The following is a 19,043-nucleotide window of genomic DNA, read 5'->3' on the forward strand; positions in this document are numbered from 1 at the left end:
CCCAAAGTCGCACGTGCCCGTGGGTGTCCGCCGATCCTCGATGTGGTGAGAAAATCGGTAAGGTACCTGGAACTAACCCCTCCAGTCGCTATTTCGGCCAACCGAAAAATGCGAGGACATCTGAAGCAACGACGGTGCGGGCCTTTTTGTTCTCTCCCGGCTTTCCATCAGCCGGGGATACTGAAGAGGCACACCTTCATTGCCGGAAGTGCGGTTGGGATATTCCCTCCAATCCATGGCAGACAAAGCGAATTAGCGCCGCTTGCGGCACTGGTTCATCATCCGCGCTTCGCGCATTTGCACGGTACCGGGGTCTCCACCGGCTGGTTCCTGAGCGAGTGAGCGTCGCCCTTTGTCCTCTGGGTTTTCCCCGGAGCCTTTGGAATTGAAAGGGAATTGACATGACCACGCAACGTATTCGCGATTTCCTCGCTGCCCGACGTCCGGACGGTCCTTGCCTGGTGGTCGATCTCGATGTCGTCCGCGACAATTTTCACGCCTTCCGTCATGCCATGCCGGACAGCGCCATCTATTATGCCGTCAAGGCCAACCCGGCTCCGGAAGTGCTGCGTCTGCTCGCAAGCCTCGGCTCCAATTTCGATTGCGCGTCCGTCGCCGAAATCGAAATGGCGCTCGATGCCGGCGCGACCGCACAGCGTATTTCCTACGGCAACACCATAAAGAAGGAGCGCGATATCGCCCGTGCGCATGCGCTCGGTATCAACCTCTTCGCCGTCGACAGCCACGAGGAAGTCGAGAAGATTTCGCGTGCCGCTCCCGGCGCTCGCGTGTTCTGCCGCGTGCTGACGGATGGCGAAGGTGCGGAATGGCCGCTGTCGCGCAAGTTCGGCTGCGTCCCGCAGATGGCCGTCGACGTTCTTGTCTATGCACATCAGCTGGGCCTGGAATCCTACGGCGTGTCTTTCCACGTCGGCTCGCAGATGACCAAGGTCGATGCCTGGGACGACGCTCTTGCCGATGCCAAGCGCGTTTTCGTTTCGCTCGCCAAGCAGGGCATTCACCTGCAGATGGTCAACATGGGCGGCGGTTTCCCGACCAAGTACCTGCGCGACGTTCCCTCGGCCGAAGCTTATGGCAAGGCGATCTTCGCGTCTCTGCGCGCCCATTTTGGCAACCAGATCCCGCACACGATCATCGAGCCGGGCCGCGGTATGGTCGGCAATGCCGGCGTGATCAAGGCTGAAGTCGTTCTGATTTCGAAGAAGTCGGACAACGATGCCGCTCGCTGGGTTTTCCTCGACATCGGCAAGTTCGGCGGTCTGGCCGAAACCATGGACGAGGCGATCCGCTACCCGATCCGCACGACGCGCGACGGCGACGAGATGGAACCCTGCGTCATCGCCGGTCCGACCTGCGATTCGGCCGACGTGCTCTATGAGAAGAACCTCTATCCGCTGCCGGTGTCGCTCACCATCGGCGACGAGGTCCTGATCGAAGGCACCGGTGCCTACACTACGACCTACTCGGCTGTGGCGTTCAACGGCTTCGACCCGCTGAAGGCTTACATCATCTGAGGTCCGGCAGGGATCTGAAGTTCGACAAAGCTGCCCCGTAGCCAGCCGGGGCGGCACCCTCACAATAGTTCGTCACCACCGCTGATAACGGTATTGGGCACGGGAGGCCGAGATGGCCGCTGTTCTTGATTCTGTCCGCGCATTCTTTGCGCCGTCCACATTCACCCTCGACCTGGAAAATGCAGGCGATGTCGTTGCGCGCGAAAACCTGCTGGATCGCGCCATGGGTCCCGACCGCCGCAAGAAGTCGTCGGAAAAGCTGCGCCAGGGTCGCGTGCCGGCTGAAGGCCTGGCGCTGGTCGCGCGTGATCGCAGCGGCCATGTCATCGGGACGGTTCGCCTCTGGAACGTCGAAGCTGGCGTCGACCGCGAGACCCGCCCGGTCGATGCGCTGCTGCTCGGCCCGCTGGCGATCGATCCCGCCTATGAAGGCAAGGGCATCGGCTCGGCGCTGATGCGCGCCGCCATTCTGGAGGCCAAGAAGCGCGGCCACGGCGCGATCCTGCTCGTCGGCGATGCGCCTTACTACGAGCGTTTCGGCTTCTTTGCCGCAAAGACCCGCCATCTCGTCATGCCCGGTCCGTTCCAGCGCGAGCGCTTCCTGGCTCTCGAGCTCAAGGAGGGCTGGCTCGATAGTGCCGCCGGCCTGATCGTCGCTAGCGGCCGCAAACTGGCCCAGCCGCCGATAGCAAAGGCTGCATAAAGAGAACGAGCAGTTCTGCGCTCTATTACGCCTTCGTCCTTCGGGCGGAGGCGTTTCTGATTGGTGGCGAGGGCAGAGGCTCGCCGGGCCTGAGGTTCATCGGCGCGGCGAGGAAATGTCTCGAAGACGAGGCCGCGATAGTCCTTCACACCTAAATATTCTGATCCATTGTCTCAGCCGGAATCTCGTCGGCGCGATGGATGCGGACGACTACGGCCGGGACGCCTGCAACGGTGCAATGCGGCGGCACGGGCTTCACGACAACGCTGCCCGCGGCAACCTTACTGAAGGCGCCGACTTCGATATTGCCGAGGATCTTGGCACCGGCGCCGATCATCACGCCATGGCGTATCTTGGGGTGGCGGTCGCCGCTTTCCTTGCCGGTGCCGCCGAGCGTGACATTCTGCAGGATGGAGACCTCATCCTCGATGACGGCAGTCTCGCCGATGACAATGCCGGAGCCATGATCAAGCATGATCGAGGTGCCGATCTTTGCGGCCGGATGGATATCCGGGCCGAAGACGAGCGAGACGAGATTGGAGAGCCAGCTCGCAATTTCCTTGCGGCCTTCCGTCCAGAGCGCATGAGCGATGCGGTGCGTCTGCAGGGCATGAAAACCCTTCAGGTTCAGCAGTGCGTGCAGGTAGGTCGTGCAGGCGGGGTCGCGGGTTCGCACCGCGACAAGATCCGCTTCCGTTGCCTGCAGGATGACGGGATATCGCTTCAGTACATCGGACAGCAGCGAAAGCATGTCACCATGCTCGATCCTGACGACGCAGAGCCGGGCGGCGAGAATGTTGGCAAGGCTTTCGGCATTGGAGTTTCCGTCAAGCAACTGTGCTCGCAGCAGCGACGCAAGCGTCGGCTCGCGTGTAGCAAGCTCGACGGCTTCGCAGCGGATCACATCCCAGACGTTTTCGGCTGAGGCAGCTATGTTTCCGGCGATTGCCGTTCCGGGCTGAGGCATGGTCCTGTCTCTCTGCATCTCATTGTGTTTACACGCAACTCCAGACGGAAAACCGCTGCGCACTTTCCTGGAATTGCTTTAGCCGGAAATGTCCACAACGCCGCAGTCGCCGGCTTCAGAGGCGAAGGCGAGCAGCTTGCCGGACTTGCTCCAGCTCATCGACGTGATCGCACCCTTGCCGGGCCGGCGGAGGAGCGCTTCCTTGGCGTCGCCGATGCGAACCGCAAGGATCATACCATCGATGAAGCCAATGGCGAGGATATCCTCGGCAGGATGAAACTTTACCGAGGTCGCCATGATGTTGGCGCGCGTGCCGAGCTCCAGCGGCGCCTTGCCCATCGGGCCGTCCTTGCCCTGAAAGGGCCAGACGATCGCGGCCGGTGCGCCAGACGAGGCAAGCCACTTGCCCTTGTTGGACCAGGAGAGCGACTTCACCTTGGCGGGATAGCCGGTCATGCGCATATGGCGGGCTTCGGCGCCGGGCTTCGTATCCAGCTTCCAGCCGTGCAGGGCATTTTCCTGCATGGTGGTGACAATGAACTGGCCGTCCGGCGAGAAGGTGACGCCGGTATGGGCGCCCTTCCATTCGAGATTGACGGGCTGGGCGCTCATGCCGACCCAGTGCAGGGATACGCCGTTGTAGCGGGCGACCGCAATGCGCAGCCCCTTGGGTGCAAAGGCAATGCCTTCGACGGTGCGTTCTTCCGGAAACTCTTTCGTCGTGCCGTCGGAGAGCCGTACGAATGTGCTCTTGCCATAGGAATAGGCGACGGCGCCTTGCGGGCCCGCCGCAAGCTGGCCGATCCACTTGCGCGGCGCTTCGGCCAGCACCGTTATGCTGCCGTCGGCTGTGATTCTCAGAACCTTGCCGTCCTCGCCGCCGGAGATCAGGCTATCGCTATAGGGATCGCGGATGCAGGTCAGCATCCCCTGATGGGCCTCGGTTATCTTCTCGCCGCCTTCGAGGCGGTGGATTGCGCCGGCGGCGCTGGCGAAGAAGGGTGTATCACCTAAAAATTCGACGGCCAGAACGTGGCCGTCGATATCAAGCGGAGCAACTGTTGGCATCAGGCAGTCGCCTCGCACGCCTTGAAGCTGGCTTCCAGCTTTTCGCGGTCGAGTTCGCGGCCGATGAAGACGAGGCGGCTCTCATGCTTTTCGCCGTCTTTCCAAGGACGCTGATGATCGCCTTCGATGATCATGTGCACGCCCTGGACGACATAGCGCTCCGGATCGTCCTTGAAGGCGATGATGCCCTTGAGGCGCAGGATGTTCGGCCCCTGCGTCTGCGTGACCTTCTGGACCCAGGGGAAGAAGCGCTCCGGGTTCATTTCGCCGCCGCGCAGCGAAACGGACTGCACGGTCACATCGTGGATCGGCGAAGGCGCGTGGTGGTGATGATGGTCGTGATCGTGATCATGGTGGTGATGATCGTGGTCATGATCATGATGGTGGTGGTGATCATGATCGCAATCCGGGCCGCAGACGTGATCCTCGTGGCCGTGCTCGAGGAAATGCGGATCATTTTCCAGCGCGCGTTCCAGATTAAAGGCGCCCTGGTTCAGCACGCGGGCGAGCTCCACGCCGGAACGGGTCGTCTTGTAGACGCGGGCAGCCGGGTTGATGGCGCGGACGATGTCCTCGATCTGAGCCAGCTCTTCCGGTGAGACGAGATCGGACTTGTTGATGACGACGACGTCGGCAAAAGCGATCTGATCTTCGGCTTCGCGGCTATCCTTCAGGCGCAGCGGCAGGTGCTTGGCGTCGACGAGCGCGACGACGGCGTCGAGTTCGGTCTTGGCGCGGACATCGTCATCCATGAAGAAGGTCTGGGCGACGGGAACCGGATCGGCAAGGCCTGTCGTTTCGACGATGATGCCGTCAAAGCGGCCGGGGCGGCGCATCAATCCTTCGACGACGCGGATCAGGTCGCCGCGAACGGTGCAGCAGACGCAGCCATTGTTCATTTCGTAGATTTCTTCGTCCGACTCGACGATCAGGTCGTTGTCGATACCGATCTCACCGAACTCGTTGACGATGACGGCGTATTTCTTGCCGTGATTTTCCGAAAGGATGCGGTTCAGCAGCGTCGTCTTGCCGGCGCCGAGATAGCCGGTGAGAACGGTGACGGGAACGGGCTTTTGCGTGGCTGTTTCGGTCATGGGAGCCTCGAAATATGGAAGATTGCCCCGGGGAGCAGACATTGGTCGGCTTTCATATAAGGAGTTGAAGACGCCAGTTCAAAGGCTTTTATATGTTATAAGATCACATTGGGTTGCGGAGATACGGATTGATCGCATAGTCACGACAGCGTCGACATATCGAAGCTGTCGACATCTTCAAGCAGTTCGACGAGACCTTTGACAGCGTGCGAGATCAGCCGTTCGCCCTTTTCCGCCGTGGCGGCCCCTGCATTGCCAGCGACGCCTTGTGCGCTCAGATCGGACATTTTCCAGCCGAAAGCGTGAGGGCCGTAGGCGCGCAGATGCTTGAAGCCCTTGATGAAGTCCGATTGTCGTGATGAGAAGTTTGCCGCTTTCGACATGTCCACCTTCTCCGGATGGAGGGCGAGCATGACAGACGTCTCGATATCGCCGCCATGAATGTCGATGGCTTTGTCGTCCGGCGAGATTAGCCCATCCGGCACGCCGAAGCGGGTCCAGCTGGTGGCGACTGCCAGCATGTTGAAGCGCACGCGCGCTTCCGTCGCCACGATGGTCGTCAGCGGCGAGTTGCCCCCATGGGCATTCAGCATGACGAATTTGCGGATGCCGAGATCGTTAATCATCTCGGCAATGCTGAGCCAGCGCAGAACAGCTTTGTCGAAAGCCAGCGTGCGGGTACCGGCGACATCCATATGCTCAATGGAATATCCAACCGGCTCGACGGCGAGAAAAGTGACGGGCAGGTTTGCCGGCAAGGCAACCTTGAGGCGTGAGACGATTCCCTCGGCAATGAGTGCGTCGGTTTCGAACGGCAAATGCGGGCCGTGTTGCTCATAGGCGCCAAGTGGCAGTACGGCGATCCATTTTCTTCGCTCTTCGGGCGTCAATGTTTCATCATTGTCATCGAAACATGGCAAAGGATGCGCCATCTGAGGATGTACCTCTTGTTTATGTCAGTAACCTGCGCAATGTCATAGCGTGATGACTTAGCGGCGAAAAGGTCAACGGAATCACGATGGGCAAAAAGAACAAGGTCGGGAAGAAAAGTAAGTCAGGTAAGAAGAAGGATCACCGGGACTACACGCTTGCCGATCTGTCACCGGCCTTGACGCAGGCGGCGCGGTCCATGCGCACGGTGATGACGCGCAGCCTGACGGCGAGCGGTCTCTATGCCGGACAGGATGGTGTCATTCTTGCCCTGGCGGCAAGCGATGGTCTTCCAGCCGGTACGCTGGCGCAAAAGCTCGGCGTCAAGGCGCCGACGATGACCAGGACGATAGGCCGCATGGAGGCGCAAGGCTTCGTCGAACGGCGGCCGGATGCCGACGATGCCCGCCTGACCAAGGTCTATCTGACGGAAGCAGGCCGAAACAGCGTTAGCGAGATCGAGAGTTCGGCGGCGAGCTGCGATGAGCTTGCGACCCGCGGCTTCTCGGAAAAAGACATTCGCTCGCTTGTGCGCCTGCTCAAAACGATCGAACATAATCTCCAGGCCGGTGACGATGGCGAGGATGACGACGAATTCTGAGAATCCTCAAGAATTCGTGTTGCGTGACGTGATTAAAGCTTTTAATTAAAGATTTTAAATTCCGGAATCGTAAAACGACCGGAATATGTTACGGCTGCGTTTCACGGGAGGGCGCGCGTGGCGCAAAAGATAAAGCTTTCTACGATTGCGGAAACACTGGGCATTTCAACGGCAACGGTATCTCTGGCCTTACGCGACAGCCCGTTGGTTGCGGTCAACACACGCGAGAAGATCAAGGACCAGGCCCGCGCGCTGGGCTATATCTACAATCGGCGCGCGGCAAGCCTCAGGACATCGCGATCGGGCATTATCGGTGTCGTCGTTCATGACATAATGAACCCCTTCTATGGTGAAATCCTGAAGGCGATCGAAAGCGAGCTCGATCGCAGCCGCCACACCTTCATTCTCTCCAATCACTATGATTCCGTCGAAAAGCAGCGAACCTTTATCGAGACGCTGCTGCAACTCGGCGGCGATGGCGTCATCATGTCGCCCGCAATCGGGACGCCGCCCGAAGATTTCGAACTGGCGGAAGAAAACGGAATGCCGGCTATCCTTGTCGCGCGACAGATCGAAGCGCTGGATCTGCCGACCTTTCGCGGTGACGACAGTTATGGGATCTCGCTTGCCACCAACCACCTGATCAGTCTCGGTCACCGATCCATTGCCATGATCGGCGGCACCGATCAGACCTCGACGGGGCGCGACCGCTACCAGGGCTATGTGAATGCGCTGCGCAAGGCGGGCATCGAGGTCGATCCCAATCTGCGCATTCCCGGCGCCCGTTCCAAGCAGGGCGGCTTCGAGGCGGCGGTGCATTTCCTGTCGCTACCGCAGAAGCCGACGGCGGCTGTCTGCTGGAACGATCTGGTCGCCATCGGCCTGATGAACGGCATTTCGCGCGCCGGCCTAGTTCCCGGGCGGGACATCTCGGTCACCGGCTATGACGATCTGGAGGAGGCGGCAATCGCAACGCCGGCGCTCACCACCGTCTGGAACGGTCAGGCCGAGGTCGGGAGGCTTGCAGCGCGCGCGCTTTTGGATAGGCTGGCGGGAAGCCATGAGCCGGACGGTATTCATCTGATCAAGCCGGAAATGCGCATCCGCCAATCGACGGCGCCTTATAAAGCTCGCTAACAGCGGTTCGGCGCCGAACTGTATCTCAAGAGGAAAGATCCATGTCCGATAATCGCATCGCCGTCCTCGTTCCGGGGAAGATACACCCGCGTGTCCTCGAAAGGCTTCGGAAACAGTTCGATATCGTTTCCGTCGAGCGCGATGGTGGCCCCAAGATCGATGCGGAAACCGCGGCCCGCATCCGCGGCGTTGCCGTTGCGGGTGGCTTCGACGCCGGCTGGATCGATGCCGTTCCGAATCTCGAAGTCATCGCCAATTTCGGCGTCGGTTACGATGGTGTGGACGTCAAGCATGCCGCTTCCAAGGGCATCGTCGTCACCAACACGCCTGATGTCCTGAATGACGAGGTTGCAGATACCGCGATCGCCTTGCTCTTGAACACGCTGCGGCAGTTTCCCAAGGCGGAAACCTGGCTGCGTGATGGGCGCTGGGTCAAGGAAGGGGCTTTTCCGCTCTCGCCCTTTTCGATGAGGGGACGCCGCATTGGCATCAATGGTCTCGGTCGTATCGGCCTGGAGATCGCGAGAAGGCTAGAGCCGTTCAAGGTAAAGATCGGCTATCACACCCGCACGCCGCGCGACTCCCTGCCTTACGATTACTACCCGACGCTGAAGGAGATGGCGCAGTCGGTCGATACCCTGATCTCGATCGTGCCGAAGACGCCGGAGACGCATAAGGTCATCAATGCCGAAATCCTCTCGGCTCTTGGGCCGCAGGGCGTGTTCATCAATGTCGGTCGCGGCTGGTCCGTCGATGACGACGCGCTCATCGCTGCCCTTGGGAATGGAACTCTTGGCGCTGCCGGCCTCGATGTCTTCTATGACGAACCGAATGTCCCCGCTGGATATCTCTCTTTGCCCAACGTTTCGCTGCTGCCGCATGTGGCATCCGCCTCGGTGCCGACGCGCGATGCCATGGCCGATCTGGTCTCCGACAATATCATCGAATGGTTCGCAAAGGGCAGGCCTGTGACGCCAGTGCCGGAAACGGCGATCAAGCCGCGAGGCTGATCATACCGCTTTTTGCTGATACGGAGCTGCGAGCTGCTCTTTGCTCGCAGCATAGTCGCGCACTGCATCGCCGAAGGCAGTGAAGAGCTTTAGCGACGGCGAATCCGTCTCGGCCCAATATTCCGGGTGCCATTGCACGCCAACGGCAAAGGCCTTGGCGCCAATGACGGAGACAGCCTCGATCGTGCCGTCCTCAGCAAGCGCTTCCACCTGCAGTCTCGGTGCCGTATCGGCGATCGCCTGACGATGCAGCGAGTTCACCTGTATTTCACCTGATCCAACGACACGGGCGATGCAGGAGCCTTCCTTGACGAAGACGCTCTGGCGGATCGAATACATCGTATCTCGATCGACATTCGGCGGCTTGCGATGGTCCCATATGCCCGGCTGGTCGTGGATTTCGCTTGCCAGTGTGCCGCCAAGCGCGACGTTCAGCTCCTGAATGCCGCGGCAGATGGCAAGCATCGGGATGGCGCGGTCGATCGCACGGCGGATGAGCGGCAGCGATGTCGCGTCGCGCGCCGGATCGAAGGGGCCGTCGCTGTCCTTTGCCTCTTTTCCATAGAGCGATGGATGCACATTGGTCGCCGAACCGGAAACGAGCAATCCGTCCACCCGGTCGAGAATGGTCTCTGCATCGTTGCCCTCCTCCAGCGCGGGAACGATCAGTGCCATCAATCCCGCTGCTTTGACCGCCGCGCGGACATATTGCAGCTGCACCGCATGCCAGCTGGTGCCGTCGAACTCGCGGATATCGGCGGGAATAGCGATGATCGGTCTAAGCATTCAAGGCTCCGGAAGAGGCGAAACGGTTCTATGATGGACCTCTGGACGATCATGATGTCAATCCGAGGGCGGATTCATGCTCCATGAATTTACGCGAAGACAACCCGGCCGGCAACGCGCAGAGGTTTTCACAAGGCTTTGTTTCGGCTCGTCGTGCGGATGTACAGGAATCGCCATAATGCGGTGCAAGAGCAAACTTGAAAGACTGTGTGCGGCATGGTTAGTTCCATCGCTTGCGCCGTGACGGGGAGCGTGCCGTTCCCCAGCAATGCCGTCCGTATGGGAGAATTCGATGGATCGCCGTTCCTTCATCAGGCGGGCAGGAGCTGTTGGCGCAGGTGCTGCCGCTTCCGCGCTTGCGAGCCCGGCCCTTGCCCAGGAATATCCGAAGATTACCTGGAGGATGACCTCCTCCTTTCCCAAGAGCCTGGATACGATCTATGGCGGCGCGGAGGATATTGCGACGCATGTTTCCGACGCGACCAACGGCAATTTCGTAATTCAGACCTATGAGGCTGGTGAGATCGTACCCGGTGCGCAGGCGGCCGATGCGGTCAGCGCCGGCGCCGTCGATGCCGCGCATACCTGCTCCTATTATTTCTGGCAGAAAGATCCGACCTATGCCATCGGTACGGCACTGCCCTTCGGCCTCAATGCCCGGCTGACCAATGCCTGGTTCTATCAGGGCAACGGCAATAAGCTGATGAACGAGTTCTATGCGACGCAGGGCATTTTAGGGCTGCCCGCGGGCAACACCGGTGCGCAGATGGGCGGCTGGTTTCGCAAGGAAATCAATACGCTCGACGATCTCAAGGGCTTGAAGATGCGCATCGCCGGGCTAGCCGGCAAGGTGATCGAGAAGATCGGTGTCGTGCCGCAGCAGGATATTGCTGTCAACGGTGTCTACGATGCGCTGAACAAGGGCACCGTCGATGCGGCCGAATGGGTCGGACCTTATGACGACCTGAAGCTCGGGCTGCAGAAGATCGCGAAATATTATTATTACCCTGGTTGGTGGGAAGGCGCCGCCGTGGTGCATGCCTTCTTCAACCTGGAAAAATGGAATGCCCTGCCGAAGCCTTATCAGACGATCCTCAGCGATGCGTGCGCCTTCGCCAACACCAACATGCTAGCGAAATACGACGTCAAAAATCCGCAGGCGCTGAAGGACATCGTGGCACAAGGAGTGACCCTCAGGCCCTTCAGCCAGGAGATCATGGAAGCCTGTTTCCAGGCAGCTAGCGCGCTCTATGCCGATCTCTCCAAATCCAACGACTATTTCAAGCGCATTTACGAGGATCAAGTTGCCTATAAGAAGGATGCCTATCTCTGGATGCAGCTTTCCGAGTATACATTCGATACCTTCATGATGATCCAGCAGCGGGCGGGCAAGCTGTAATCGTATTTCATAAGTCTTTGGCGGTATATCGTTTTCTTTATTGGCGATTTAAATGCCAGATCAACGTCAACGTGTGTCGGGAATCATTATGTCGGCGCGATACTGATCCCAATCCAGCTTGAATTTAAGCTGCCGTTTTGAGTGGTAAAACTTTCCGAATGAACTCGGTTTGGGCAAGTAAATTTTAAAAGGTTTCCCCTAGGGTGTCCGCCGCATCAGGGGAAGTCTGAATGAAGCCTCCAAGCCCGGACACCGTGCCGACGGATGTTTATCTGTCGTTTGTCAGTTCGCTTTTCGGAAACCGGAAAACGCTCTTTACGGGCGTATTCGTTCATATCCTCACCTATGTCCTCGTTTTTCTAAGTACGCATGCCGGCATTTATCTGGCCTTTTGCGTGGCGTTTGCCGTTGTCTTTGGCTTACGGATCAATTTGTTTCGGCTGTTCGATGCAGCGGACAAGAACGGTTTTTCGCGCGCCGATATAGCCAGCTGGGAAACACGTTATGCCGTTGGCGCCGCGGCAACGGCCGCCATTCTCGGCATCGGAAGCGGTTATGCCATCCTCATCCTGCGCAATCCGCTGGCGGAATTCATCTGCATCGCCGTCACGATGGCGTCGATTGTATCGATCGTCGGTCGCAACTACGGTTCGCCTCGTGCAGTCGATCTTCAGATTCTGGCCTGCTGCGTGCCGATCGTTATTGCCTGTCTGCTATCGCAGGAATTTTACAAGGGAACCGCGTCCCTCATGCTTATTCCGTTTGGGCTGACGACCCGTTCAATGGCAAGTGGCATGCGCGAATTCCTCTACAGGAACATTGTCGCCTCACGTGAGATATCGTTGATGGCCGACAGGTTTGACACCGCGCTCAACAACATGCCCCACGGGCTGTTCATGCTGGACGCCCAAAATCGCATTCTGGTCGTCAATCGCAAGGCATGCGAGCTCCTCAACTTCGCCGATCCGCAGCGGCTCAAGGACTGCGAATTCGACGTCGTTCTACGTTATGGCGCCCGTCACGCCTTCATCGACGGATCGCTTCCCGGGCTCATTCAGCGGCAATTGGCTCAACTCGTCAGCGGCACGCTTTCCCGAACCCTCATTCAATTCAATGAGGATCAGTTTCTGGAATTTTCGGCTAGCCGGCGTGCTGATGGGATCGTCATTCTGATCTTCGAGGACGTGACGGTGCGTATTCGCGCAGAGCGCAAGATCCTGCATATGGTGCGCTACGACCCTTTGACCGGGCTGCCGAACCGCGAATATTTCATGGATCAGGTCAAGGAGAGGCTGGCTACACGCAAGCGGGAAAGCCGCATCGGCATACTGGTTCTGGATATCGACGGCTTCAAGCATGTCAACGATACCAAGGGACATGTCGCGGGGGACCGTCTGCTGGTTGCCGTGGCCGAGCGCTTGAAGGCGCTTGCCGGCACGACAGCGCTTGTTGCTCGTCTTGTCGGCGATCAATTCGTGCTGTTCTTTCCGAATGAGGACGATGTTGCGAATATCGATGGTCGCATCCGCGCCCTGCATGCGGCAATGGCCGGCACCTATGACGCGGAAGACAGCAGCTTTCGGGTTTCTGTCAGTGGCGGATATATGACGATGCCCAGCCGGGAGTTCCGGCCGGAGGAATGGCAGATCAAGGCCGATCTCGCACTCTTCGAGGCGAAATCCCGAATGAGGGGCGGCTGCAGCGCCTTCGAGCAGGAAATGGACGCACGCTATGTCGAGCGGCAAAAGCTGAAGGATGACTTGCGCGAGGCGGTGGAGGCAGGAAGACTTCAGGCGGCCTACCAGCCGATGTACAGGCCGGATGGCTCCCGCATCGAATGCTGCGAGGCGCTTGCGCGCTGGATTCACCCCGAGAAGGGCTCGATCCCGCCCGATCTTTTCGTGCAGCTTGCCGAGGAGATGGGGATCGTTGCCGGCATCACCCACTTCATGATCAACCAGGCCTGCAGGGATTGTGCCTCATGGCCTGCGCCACTCGCCGTTTCCGTCAATCTCTCCGCGCAGGATCTGCGCAATGACGAGATCATCAAAATCGTCACCGCGGCGCTCGAGATATCGGGACTTGAGCCCTTCCGCCTGCATCTCGAAGTTACCGAAAGCTGCCTGATGGACGAAGTGGCAACGGTCCACTCCATTCTCGCGGATTTGCGGACGAGGGGCATTACGATTGCGATCGACGATTTCGGAACGGGATTTTCCAGCCTCAGTTACCTCGATACGCTGCCGGTGGATGTCGTGAAAATCGATCGCTCCTTCGTTCGCGATATCACGACGGACAGCCGTCGTTTCAAGCTGCTGTGCGGCATCGTCGATCTTTCCCGCGCCCTCAGCTTGCATGTGGTGATCGAAGGTGTCGAGACGCTGGAGCAGCTCGCATTGGTCGTCGAGCGGAACCTGGCGGATATCGTCCAGGGTTACGTATTTTCCCCTCCGATAGCCTCAGAGCAAGTCGTCGAGAAGGTCGCCGGTCTCGATAGACGGCAGCTGGGAGCCGGCAGGCTCTTGCCGCCCGAGGTCGTCAGATAGCCGGCGTCCCAGCGGTGCTGAGACATTTGGAAACCTCCGGCAATTCGATCGGCCTGCGCCATCTGCGACCTTCTCGTGCATTGCATTTTTCCTCGCTTTGTGTAACGCCTCGGTGGAGGAAGATTGATCGCGGTATTTCCCTTACGGGATATCGCAGTTTTTGAGGATGGACTCCGGCGAGCTGTCTAGATTGTCTGTCGGAGGAGAGGATTGAGGGGAGAAATCTGCATGGCCGAACATCATACTGGACCCGCTGAAGTGGGTGCTCCGATGGACTACAAAGAACATGAGAAGACCTATAATCTTTTCATCTCGGGCGCTAAAGTTGGGTCTGCGATCGTCGCCGCCTTGCTGATCGCCATGGCCGCCGGTTTCTTCGGTCATGCCGGCTTCCTCGGCGGCGTCCTGATATTCATCGTTCTGACCATCGCCAGCATCGTCCTGTTGCGCTGACATACAGCGCTGACAGATGGCGGGTCGATCGCCCGCGCTTTCCCATGATTCTGCAGGCTACAGCGCCGCCGCATTCAGGAGCGGTGCCGTTTGTGATGCGAGGTGTCGTTGTTGAGCAATCTGGTTTTCGTTGCCAAGGAAAGTGTCGCGGAGGAAACGCGTGTTGCGGCGTCCGCCGAAACGGTAAAGAAGATGAGGAGCCTCGGTTTCGATGTCGTGATCGAAGCCGGTGCGGGGACTTTATCGCGTATCCCCGATGTCGAATATGAAGCCGTCGGCGCGCGGATCGGCTCCGTCAAGGATGCAAAGGCGGCCGACGTCGTGCTCAAGGTCAGGCGACCGACGACCAAGGAGATAGCAGGTTACAAGAGCGGTGCCATCGTCGTCGCCATCATGGATCCCTATGGCAACGAGACAGCGCTCGCCGGGATGGCGCGCGCCGGGCTGACGAGTTTTGCGATGGAGCTGATGCCGCGCATTACTCGCGCGCAGTCGATGGACGTTCTGTCGTCACAGGCAAACCTTGCCGGCTATCAGGCCGTCATCGAGGCGGCAGCCGTCTATGATCGAGCGTTACCAATGATGATGACGGCGGCGGGCACGGTGCCTGCGGCGAAAGTGTTCGTCATGGGGGCAGGTGTTGCCGGCCTGCAAGCGATTGCGACCGCACGGCGTCTCGGCGCGCAGGTCTCAGCGACCGATGTTCGTCCGGCTGCGAAGGAACAGGTCGCTTCGCTCGGTGCAAAATTCATCGCGGTTGAGGACGAGGAGTTCAAGGCGGCGGAAACCGCAGGCGGCTATGCCAAGGAAATGTCGAAAGAGTATCAAGCCAAGCAAGCAGCTCTCGTTGCCGATCATATCGCCAAACAGGACATCATCATCACCACGGCCTTGATCCCCGGTCGGCCTGCACCGCGCCTCGTCGGGCGCGACATGCTGAAGGCGATGCGCCCCGGCGCTGTTGCCGTCGATCTGGCCGTGGAGCGCGGTGGCAATATCGAAGGCGCAGAGTATGGCAAGATCGCCGAGGTCGAAGGCGTCCGCGTGATCGGCTATCCCAACATGGCCGGCCGGATCGCGGCCAGCGCTTCAGCTCTCTATGCCAAGAACCTCGTGACCTTCCTGGAGACGATGGTCGACAAGGATACGAAGAGCCTCGCCCTCAGCCGCACCGATGAGCTGATCAAAGCGACGATGCTGACCGATGGTGGTGAAGTCGTGAACCCGAACTTCGTCGATCCCGACCAGCCGACGATCAAGAAGGGAGATCTCTGAGATGGCCAGCCAAGCGATGGACCAGGCACTCCAGCAACTGCATGATGCCGTTGACGCCGTCACGGCCGCCGCGGCGCAGGCCCCGGAGACTGTCAGCGCGGCAACTGGCGGCGCGATCGATCCCTTCGTCTTCCAGTTTGCAATTTTCGTGCTGGCGATCTTCGTTGGCTACTATGTCGTCTGGTCGGTGACGCCGGCCCTGCATACGCCGCTGATGGCGGTCACCAACGCCATTTCCTCGGTCATCGTCGTCGGCGCGCTGCTGGCTGTTGGAATTTCCGTGAGCGGTCTTGCCACCGGCTTTGGCTTTGTGGCGTTGGTGCTCGTTTCGGTCAATATCGTCGGCGGCTTCCTTGTCACCCAGCGCATGCTGGCGATGTACAAGAAGAAGGACAAGTGAGGACGGCATGCTGAGCAATATCGCGGCTTTCCTTTACCTCGTCTCCGGCGTCCTGTTCATCCTGGCGCTGCGCGGCCTGTCGCATCCGGCCACGAGCCGGCGCGGTAATCTCTACGGCATGGTCGGCATGGGGATCGCCATTGTCACCACGCTGGTGCTGGCGACGCCGTCCTTCGGCGGCTTCGTGCTGATCATTCTCGGTCTTGCCATCGGCGGCGGAGCGGGGGCTTACATCGCCCGCGTCATTCCGATGACGTCGATGCCGCAGCTCGTGGCCGGTTTCCACTCGCTGGTCGGTCTTGCGGCTGTCCTCGTCGCCGCTTCGGCGCTCTATACTCCGTCTTCCTTCGGCATTGGCGAAATCGGCCATATCCATACGGAAGCCCGCATCGAAATGGCGATCGGTGTGGCGATCGGCGCGCTGACATTCACCGGCTCGATCATTGCCTTCCTGAAGCTCGACGGGCGCATGTCCGGCAAGCCGATCCTGCTGCCGAACCGGCACATCATCAACGCTGCTCTGCTTGTGCTGATCTTGGTCTCGATCATCAGCCTGGCGGCGAGCGAAAGCCATCTCGCCTTCTGGGCGATCGTCGCGCTGTCGCTACTTCTTGGCGTGCTGCTGATCGTGCCGATCGGCGGCGCCGACATGCCGGTCGTCGTGTCGATGCTGAATTCCTATTCTGGCTGGGCTGCCGCCGGCATCGGCTTCACGCTCGGCAATCTCGCGCTCATCATCACCGGCGCGCTTGTCGGCTCTTCGGGTGCCATCCTGTCCTACATCATGTGCAAGGGCATGAACCGCTCCTTCCTTTCGGTCATTCTCGGCGGCTTCGGCGGCGAGACGGCCTCGGGCGGAGCTGATAATTCCGACAAGACCGTGAAGCTTGGCTCGGCCGAGGATGCCGCCTATTTGATGGCGAATGCCTCCAAGGTCATCATCGTGCCGGGTTACGGCATGGCGGTGGCGCAGGCCCAGCATGCATTGCGCGAAATGGCGGACAGGCTGAAGGCGCATGGCGTCGAGGTCAAATATGCCATCCACCCCGTTGCCGGCCGCATGCCGGGTCACATGAATGTGCTGCTCGCCGAAGCCAACGTGCCCTATGACGAGGTCTTCGAACTCGAAGATATCAATTCGGAATTCGCCCAGGCCGATGTCGCCTATGTCATCGGCGCCAATGACGTCACCAATCCGGCGGCGCGCGACGACAAGACCTCGCCGATCTACGGCATGCCGATCCTTGATGTTGACAAGGCGAAGACCTGCCTTTTCGTCAAGCGCTCGCTTGGCTCCGGCTATGCCGGCATCGACAATACGCTGTTTTACAAGGACGGCACGATGATGCTTCTCGGTGACGCCAAAAAGGTCACCGAGGAAATCGTCAAGGCGATGAACGAGTAGGCTGTCGCTGCGCCCGCACGCGCAGCATTTCAGCTCCTTTGACGCTCCATCATGTTGCGTGGCGCGGTCAGTATCCAGATGAGTCCGGCCGGACGGAAATCGACCTCGACTTGGCCGCTGAAGGATGCCGCGGCATGAGTTCTCGTGACAGTGGTGCCGAAGCCGGCCTCGCTCGGCGGTTTGACAGTCGGACCGCCGCTTTCAGTCCAGACGAAGCGGATCATCGTGCCGGTTTCACTGGCTTCATTTGTCCATTCGATGGTGATCTTGCCCTCCGGTGCGGAAAGCGCCCCATACTTGACCGAATTGGTGGCAAGCTCGTGCAGGATCAGGCCGAGATTCTGTACCGCCTCCGGCTTCAGCAGGAAGTCGTTGCCGAGAACGTCGAGTTGCTGAGGTCCCTGAAGGAAAGTAGCGAGATGAATGTCGATCACGCGGCGCAGCGACACGCCGGACCATTGTTCGCTGGTCAGCACCTCAATCGAGCGAGCCAGGCCCTCCAGCCGGTCGGCGACCGCCCGCTGGAACGTGTCGACGCTATCAGTCTGCCGCGCGAGCTGGCGTGTCATCGCCTGGGCGAGCGCCAGCAGGTTCTTGGTACGGTGGACGAGCTCGTGCATGACGAAATGCAGCCGATCCTCGGTAACGCTGCGGTCGAAGGATGCGTTGGAAAGCGCAATGGCCACCTGATTTGCCTCGATAACGCTGGTGTCAACTGGCGACACGATTTCGCCTCGGCCCATGCGGTCTGCCATGTCGGCTATGCTCTGGATGGTGGTGCGCACCTGACGCGCCAGCGCATAAACGGCGATGAGCGCAACCATTAGCAGCGTCACGCCGCCATAAATCAGGAACCGCCAGGTGCTCATCAGCGACTGCTGCGCGGATGCAATCGGTCCCCAGACGACGGCCTTCCAGGACCAGCCGGAGATCTGGGCATAGCCGAGCACCGCATTCGGCAAGGTCTTTTCGTCCTGGTAGACACCGCTGGATGCGATCAGCTTCGGCAGAATGTCCTTGTTAAAGGTGTCGCCAGGAGCGAGGGTCGTCGGTCCGCCGGCAGCGACGACATGGCCGGATTTATCCACAACGGCGGCGGACCAGCCGGGCGGCAGGGCCTCAGTCGTTATGAGCTTGGCGAGCTCGTCGGCATCCTGGGTTACTGCCAAAGCCGCGCCGGCCGGCGAATGCTCAAGCGGCAGGGTGACGTTATAGACCCAACGGCGGGCGTTCGATCCTATGAAAACGTCGGATGCCTCGATGCGGCCGGAGTTCAGCGCCGATTGGAGTGCTGCCATGTTGCCGGTCTTGCCGAGCGGTTTTCCAAGCGGCCAGCGGGTATTCAGCCGAAGCTGGCCATCCTTTTCCATGAGTAGCACGAAGAGCGAATCGGTGCGCAGGACCGTTTCCGTACGGGCGAAGAAGGTGGCAATGTCGTTGCGTTCGAGTTCCGGCGAGGAAGACAGGAGACGTAGCGTCGTCGCCATGTCCTGCAATTGGCGATCAATGACGCGTGCAAGCGCCTGCGCGTCCTGAACGGTGTCACCCTTCAGCACATCACGTTCATTATTCTCAAGCTGAACCAGAAGCAGCGCAACGAAGGCGAGAATAGGCAAGGCGATCGCCAAGGCGATGGCGATCAGATAGGCACCAATCGACGCTTTCGGAAAATGCGGCTTTCTCATGAAGCGATCAACCGATCGTGTCTCCACAAGGATCCGACGCGCCGGCAAA

Annotated in this window: 17 protein-coding genes; 11 read left to right on the forward strand and 6 right to left on the reverse strand. The window is 59.6% G+C overall.

What is annotated here, in order from left to right; translation table 11 throughout:
• Positions 1-401: 401 nt before the first annotated feature.
• Positions 402-1,535 (forward strand): ornithine/lysine decarboxylase, encoded by a 1,134-nt coding sequence (gene odc2 / locus ACYJRZ_RS21670; RefSeq protein ID WP_112421581.1) that lies wholly within the window; start codon positions 402-404, stop codon positions 1,533-1,535.
• Positions 1,536-1,647: 112 nt separating this feature from the next.
• A complete protein-coding gene (locus ACYJRZ_RS21675; RefSeq protein ID WP_459462412.1) occupies positions 1,648-2,238 on the forward strand; it encodes a GNAT family N-acetyltransferase in 591 nt (196 codons plus the stop codon).
• Between the two features lie 151 nt (positions 2,239-2,389).
• Here the strand turns inward: ACYJRZ_RS21675 and cysE are convergent, their stop codons facing one another.
• From cysE to ACYJRZ_RS21695, 4 genes are all read right to left on the reverse strand, one after another.
• Positions 2,390-3,205 (reverse strand): serine O-acetyltransferase, encoded by an 816-nt coding sequence (cysE, locus tag ACYJRZ_RS21680; protein WP_459462413.1) that lies wholly within the window; start codon positions 3,203-3,205, stop codon positions 2,390-2,392.
• Positions 3,206-3,283: 78 nt separating this feature from the next.
• Complete coding sequence (locus ACYJRZ_RS21685) at positions 3,284-4,273, reverse strand: WD40 repeat domain-containing protein (RefSeq protein WP_459462414.1); 990 nt, start codon at positions 4,271-4,273, stop codon at positions 3,284-3,286.
• Positions 4,273-5,367 (reverse strand): CobW family GTP-binding protein, encoded by a 1,095-nt coding sequence (locus ACYJRZ_RS21690; protein WP_459462415.1) that lies wholly within the window; start codon positions 5,365-5,367, stop codon positions 4,273-4,275. Before ACYJRZ_RS21690 ends, ACYJRZ_RS21685 begins: the two co-directional genes overlap by 1 nt.
• A 140-nt stretch (positions 5,368-5,507) precedes the next feature.
• On the reverse strand, positions 5,508-6,299 hold the full coding sequence (locus ACYJRZ_RS21695) for a creatininase family protein (protein ID WP_459462416.1): 792 nt from the start codon (positions 6,297-6,299) through the stop codon (positions 5,508-5,510).
• Positions 6,300-6,385: 86 nt separating this feature from the next.
• Between ACYJRZ_RS21695 and ACYJRZ_RS21700 the strand changes: the two genes are divergently transcribed.
• From ACYJRZ_RS21700 to ACYJRZ_RS21710, 3 genes are all read left to right on the forward strand, one after another.
• Positions 6,386-6,898: a MarR family winged helix-turn-helix transcriptional regulator gene (locus ACYJRZ_RS21700; protein ID WP_459462417.1), complete on the forward strand. Its 513-nt coding sequence runs from the start codon at positions 6,386-6,388 to the stop codon at positions 6,896-6,898.
• 117 nt (positions 6,899-7,015) lie between these two features.
• Complete coding sequence (locus ACYJRZ_RS21705; RefSeq protein ID WP_069613309.1) at positions 7,016-8,035, forward strand: LacI family DNA-binding transcriptional regulator; 1,020 nt, start codon at positions 7,016-7,018, stop codon at positions 8,033-8,035.
• Between the two features lie 41 nt (positions 8,036-8,076).
• The gene (locus ACYJRZ_RS21710; protein WP_459462419.1) at positions 8,077-9,045 is read left to right on the forward strand and encodes a 2-hydroxyacid dehydrogenase; all 969 of its coding nucleotides are present in this window, start codon (positions 8,077-8,079) and stop codon (positions 9,043-9,045) included.
• Here ACYJRZ_RS21710 and ACYJRZ_RS21715 read toward each other — a convergent pair whose 3' ends face one another.
• Positions 9,046-9,831: a gamma-glutamyl-gamma-aminobutyrate hydrolase family protein gene (locus ACYJRZ_RS21715; protein WP_459462421.1), complete on the reverse strand. Its 786-nt coding sequence runs from the start codon at positions 9,829-9,831 to the stop codon at positions 9,046-9,048.
• Positions 9,832-10,123: 292 nt separating this feature from the next.
• Between ACYJRZ_RS21715 and ACYJRZ_RS21720 the strand changes: the two genes are divergently transcribed.
• The 6 genes from ACYJRZ_RS21720 (at position 10,124) to ACYJRZ_RS21745 (ending at position 17,309) form a co-directional block, all read left to right on the forward strand.
• Positions 10,124-11,230 (forward strand): TRAP transporter substrate-binding protein, encoded by a 1,107-nt coding sequence (locus tag ACYJRZ_RS21720; protein ID WP_459462423.1) that lies wholly within the window; start codon positions 10,124-10,126, stop codon positions 11,228-11,230.
• Positions 11,231-11,460: 230 nt separating this feature from the next.
• A complete protein-coding gene (locus tag ACYJRZ_RS21725) occupies positions 11,461-13,776 on the forward strand; it encodes a putative bifunctional diguanylate cyclase/phosphodiesterase (protein ID WP_459462425.1) in 2,316 nt (771 codons plus the stop codon).
• 228 nt (positions 13,777-14,004) lie between these two features.
• Positions 14,005-14,229, forward strand: a complete 225-nt coding sequence (locus tag ACYJRZ_RS21730) for an aa3-type cytochrome c oxidase subunit IV (protein ID WP_459462427.1) — start codon at positions 14,005-14,007, stop codon at positions 14,227-14,229.
• A gap of 111 nt (positions 14,230-14,340) precedes the next feature.
• Positions 14,341-15,504: a Re/Si-specific NAD(P)(+) transhydrogenase subunit alpha gene (locus ACYJRZ_RS21735; protein ID WP_459462429.1), complete on the forward strand. Its 1,164-nt coding sequence runs from the start codon at positions 14,341-14,343 to the stop codon at positions 15,502-15,504.
• Between the two features lies 1 nt (position 15,505).
• Entirely contained in the window at positions 15,506-15,904 is a 399-nt protein-coding gene (locus ACYJRZ_RS21740) for a proton-translocating transhydrogenase family protein (RefSeq protein ID WP_459462431.1), read from the forward strand.
• Positions 15,905-15,914: 10 nt separating this feature from the next.
• Entirely contained in the window at positions 15,915-17,309 is a 1,395-nt protein-coding gene (locus tag ACYJRZ_RS21745) for an NAD(P)(+) transhydrogenase (Re/Si-specific) subunit beta (RefSeq protein WP_459462608.1), read from the forward strand.
• Between the two features lie 29 nt (positions 17,310-17,338).
• On the opposite strand, the gene ACYJRZ_RS21750 is transcribed toward ACYJRZ_RS21745, so the two are convergent.
• A complete protein-coding gene (locus ACYJRZ_RS21750; RefSeq protein WP_459462433.1) occupies positions 17,339-18,994 on the reverse strand; it encodes a sensor histidine kinase in 1,656 nt (551 codons plus the stop codon).
• Between the last annotated feature and the right edge of the window lie 49 nt (positions 18,995-19,043).

It is taken from the genome of Rhizobium sp. No.120 (assembly GCF_054558365.1).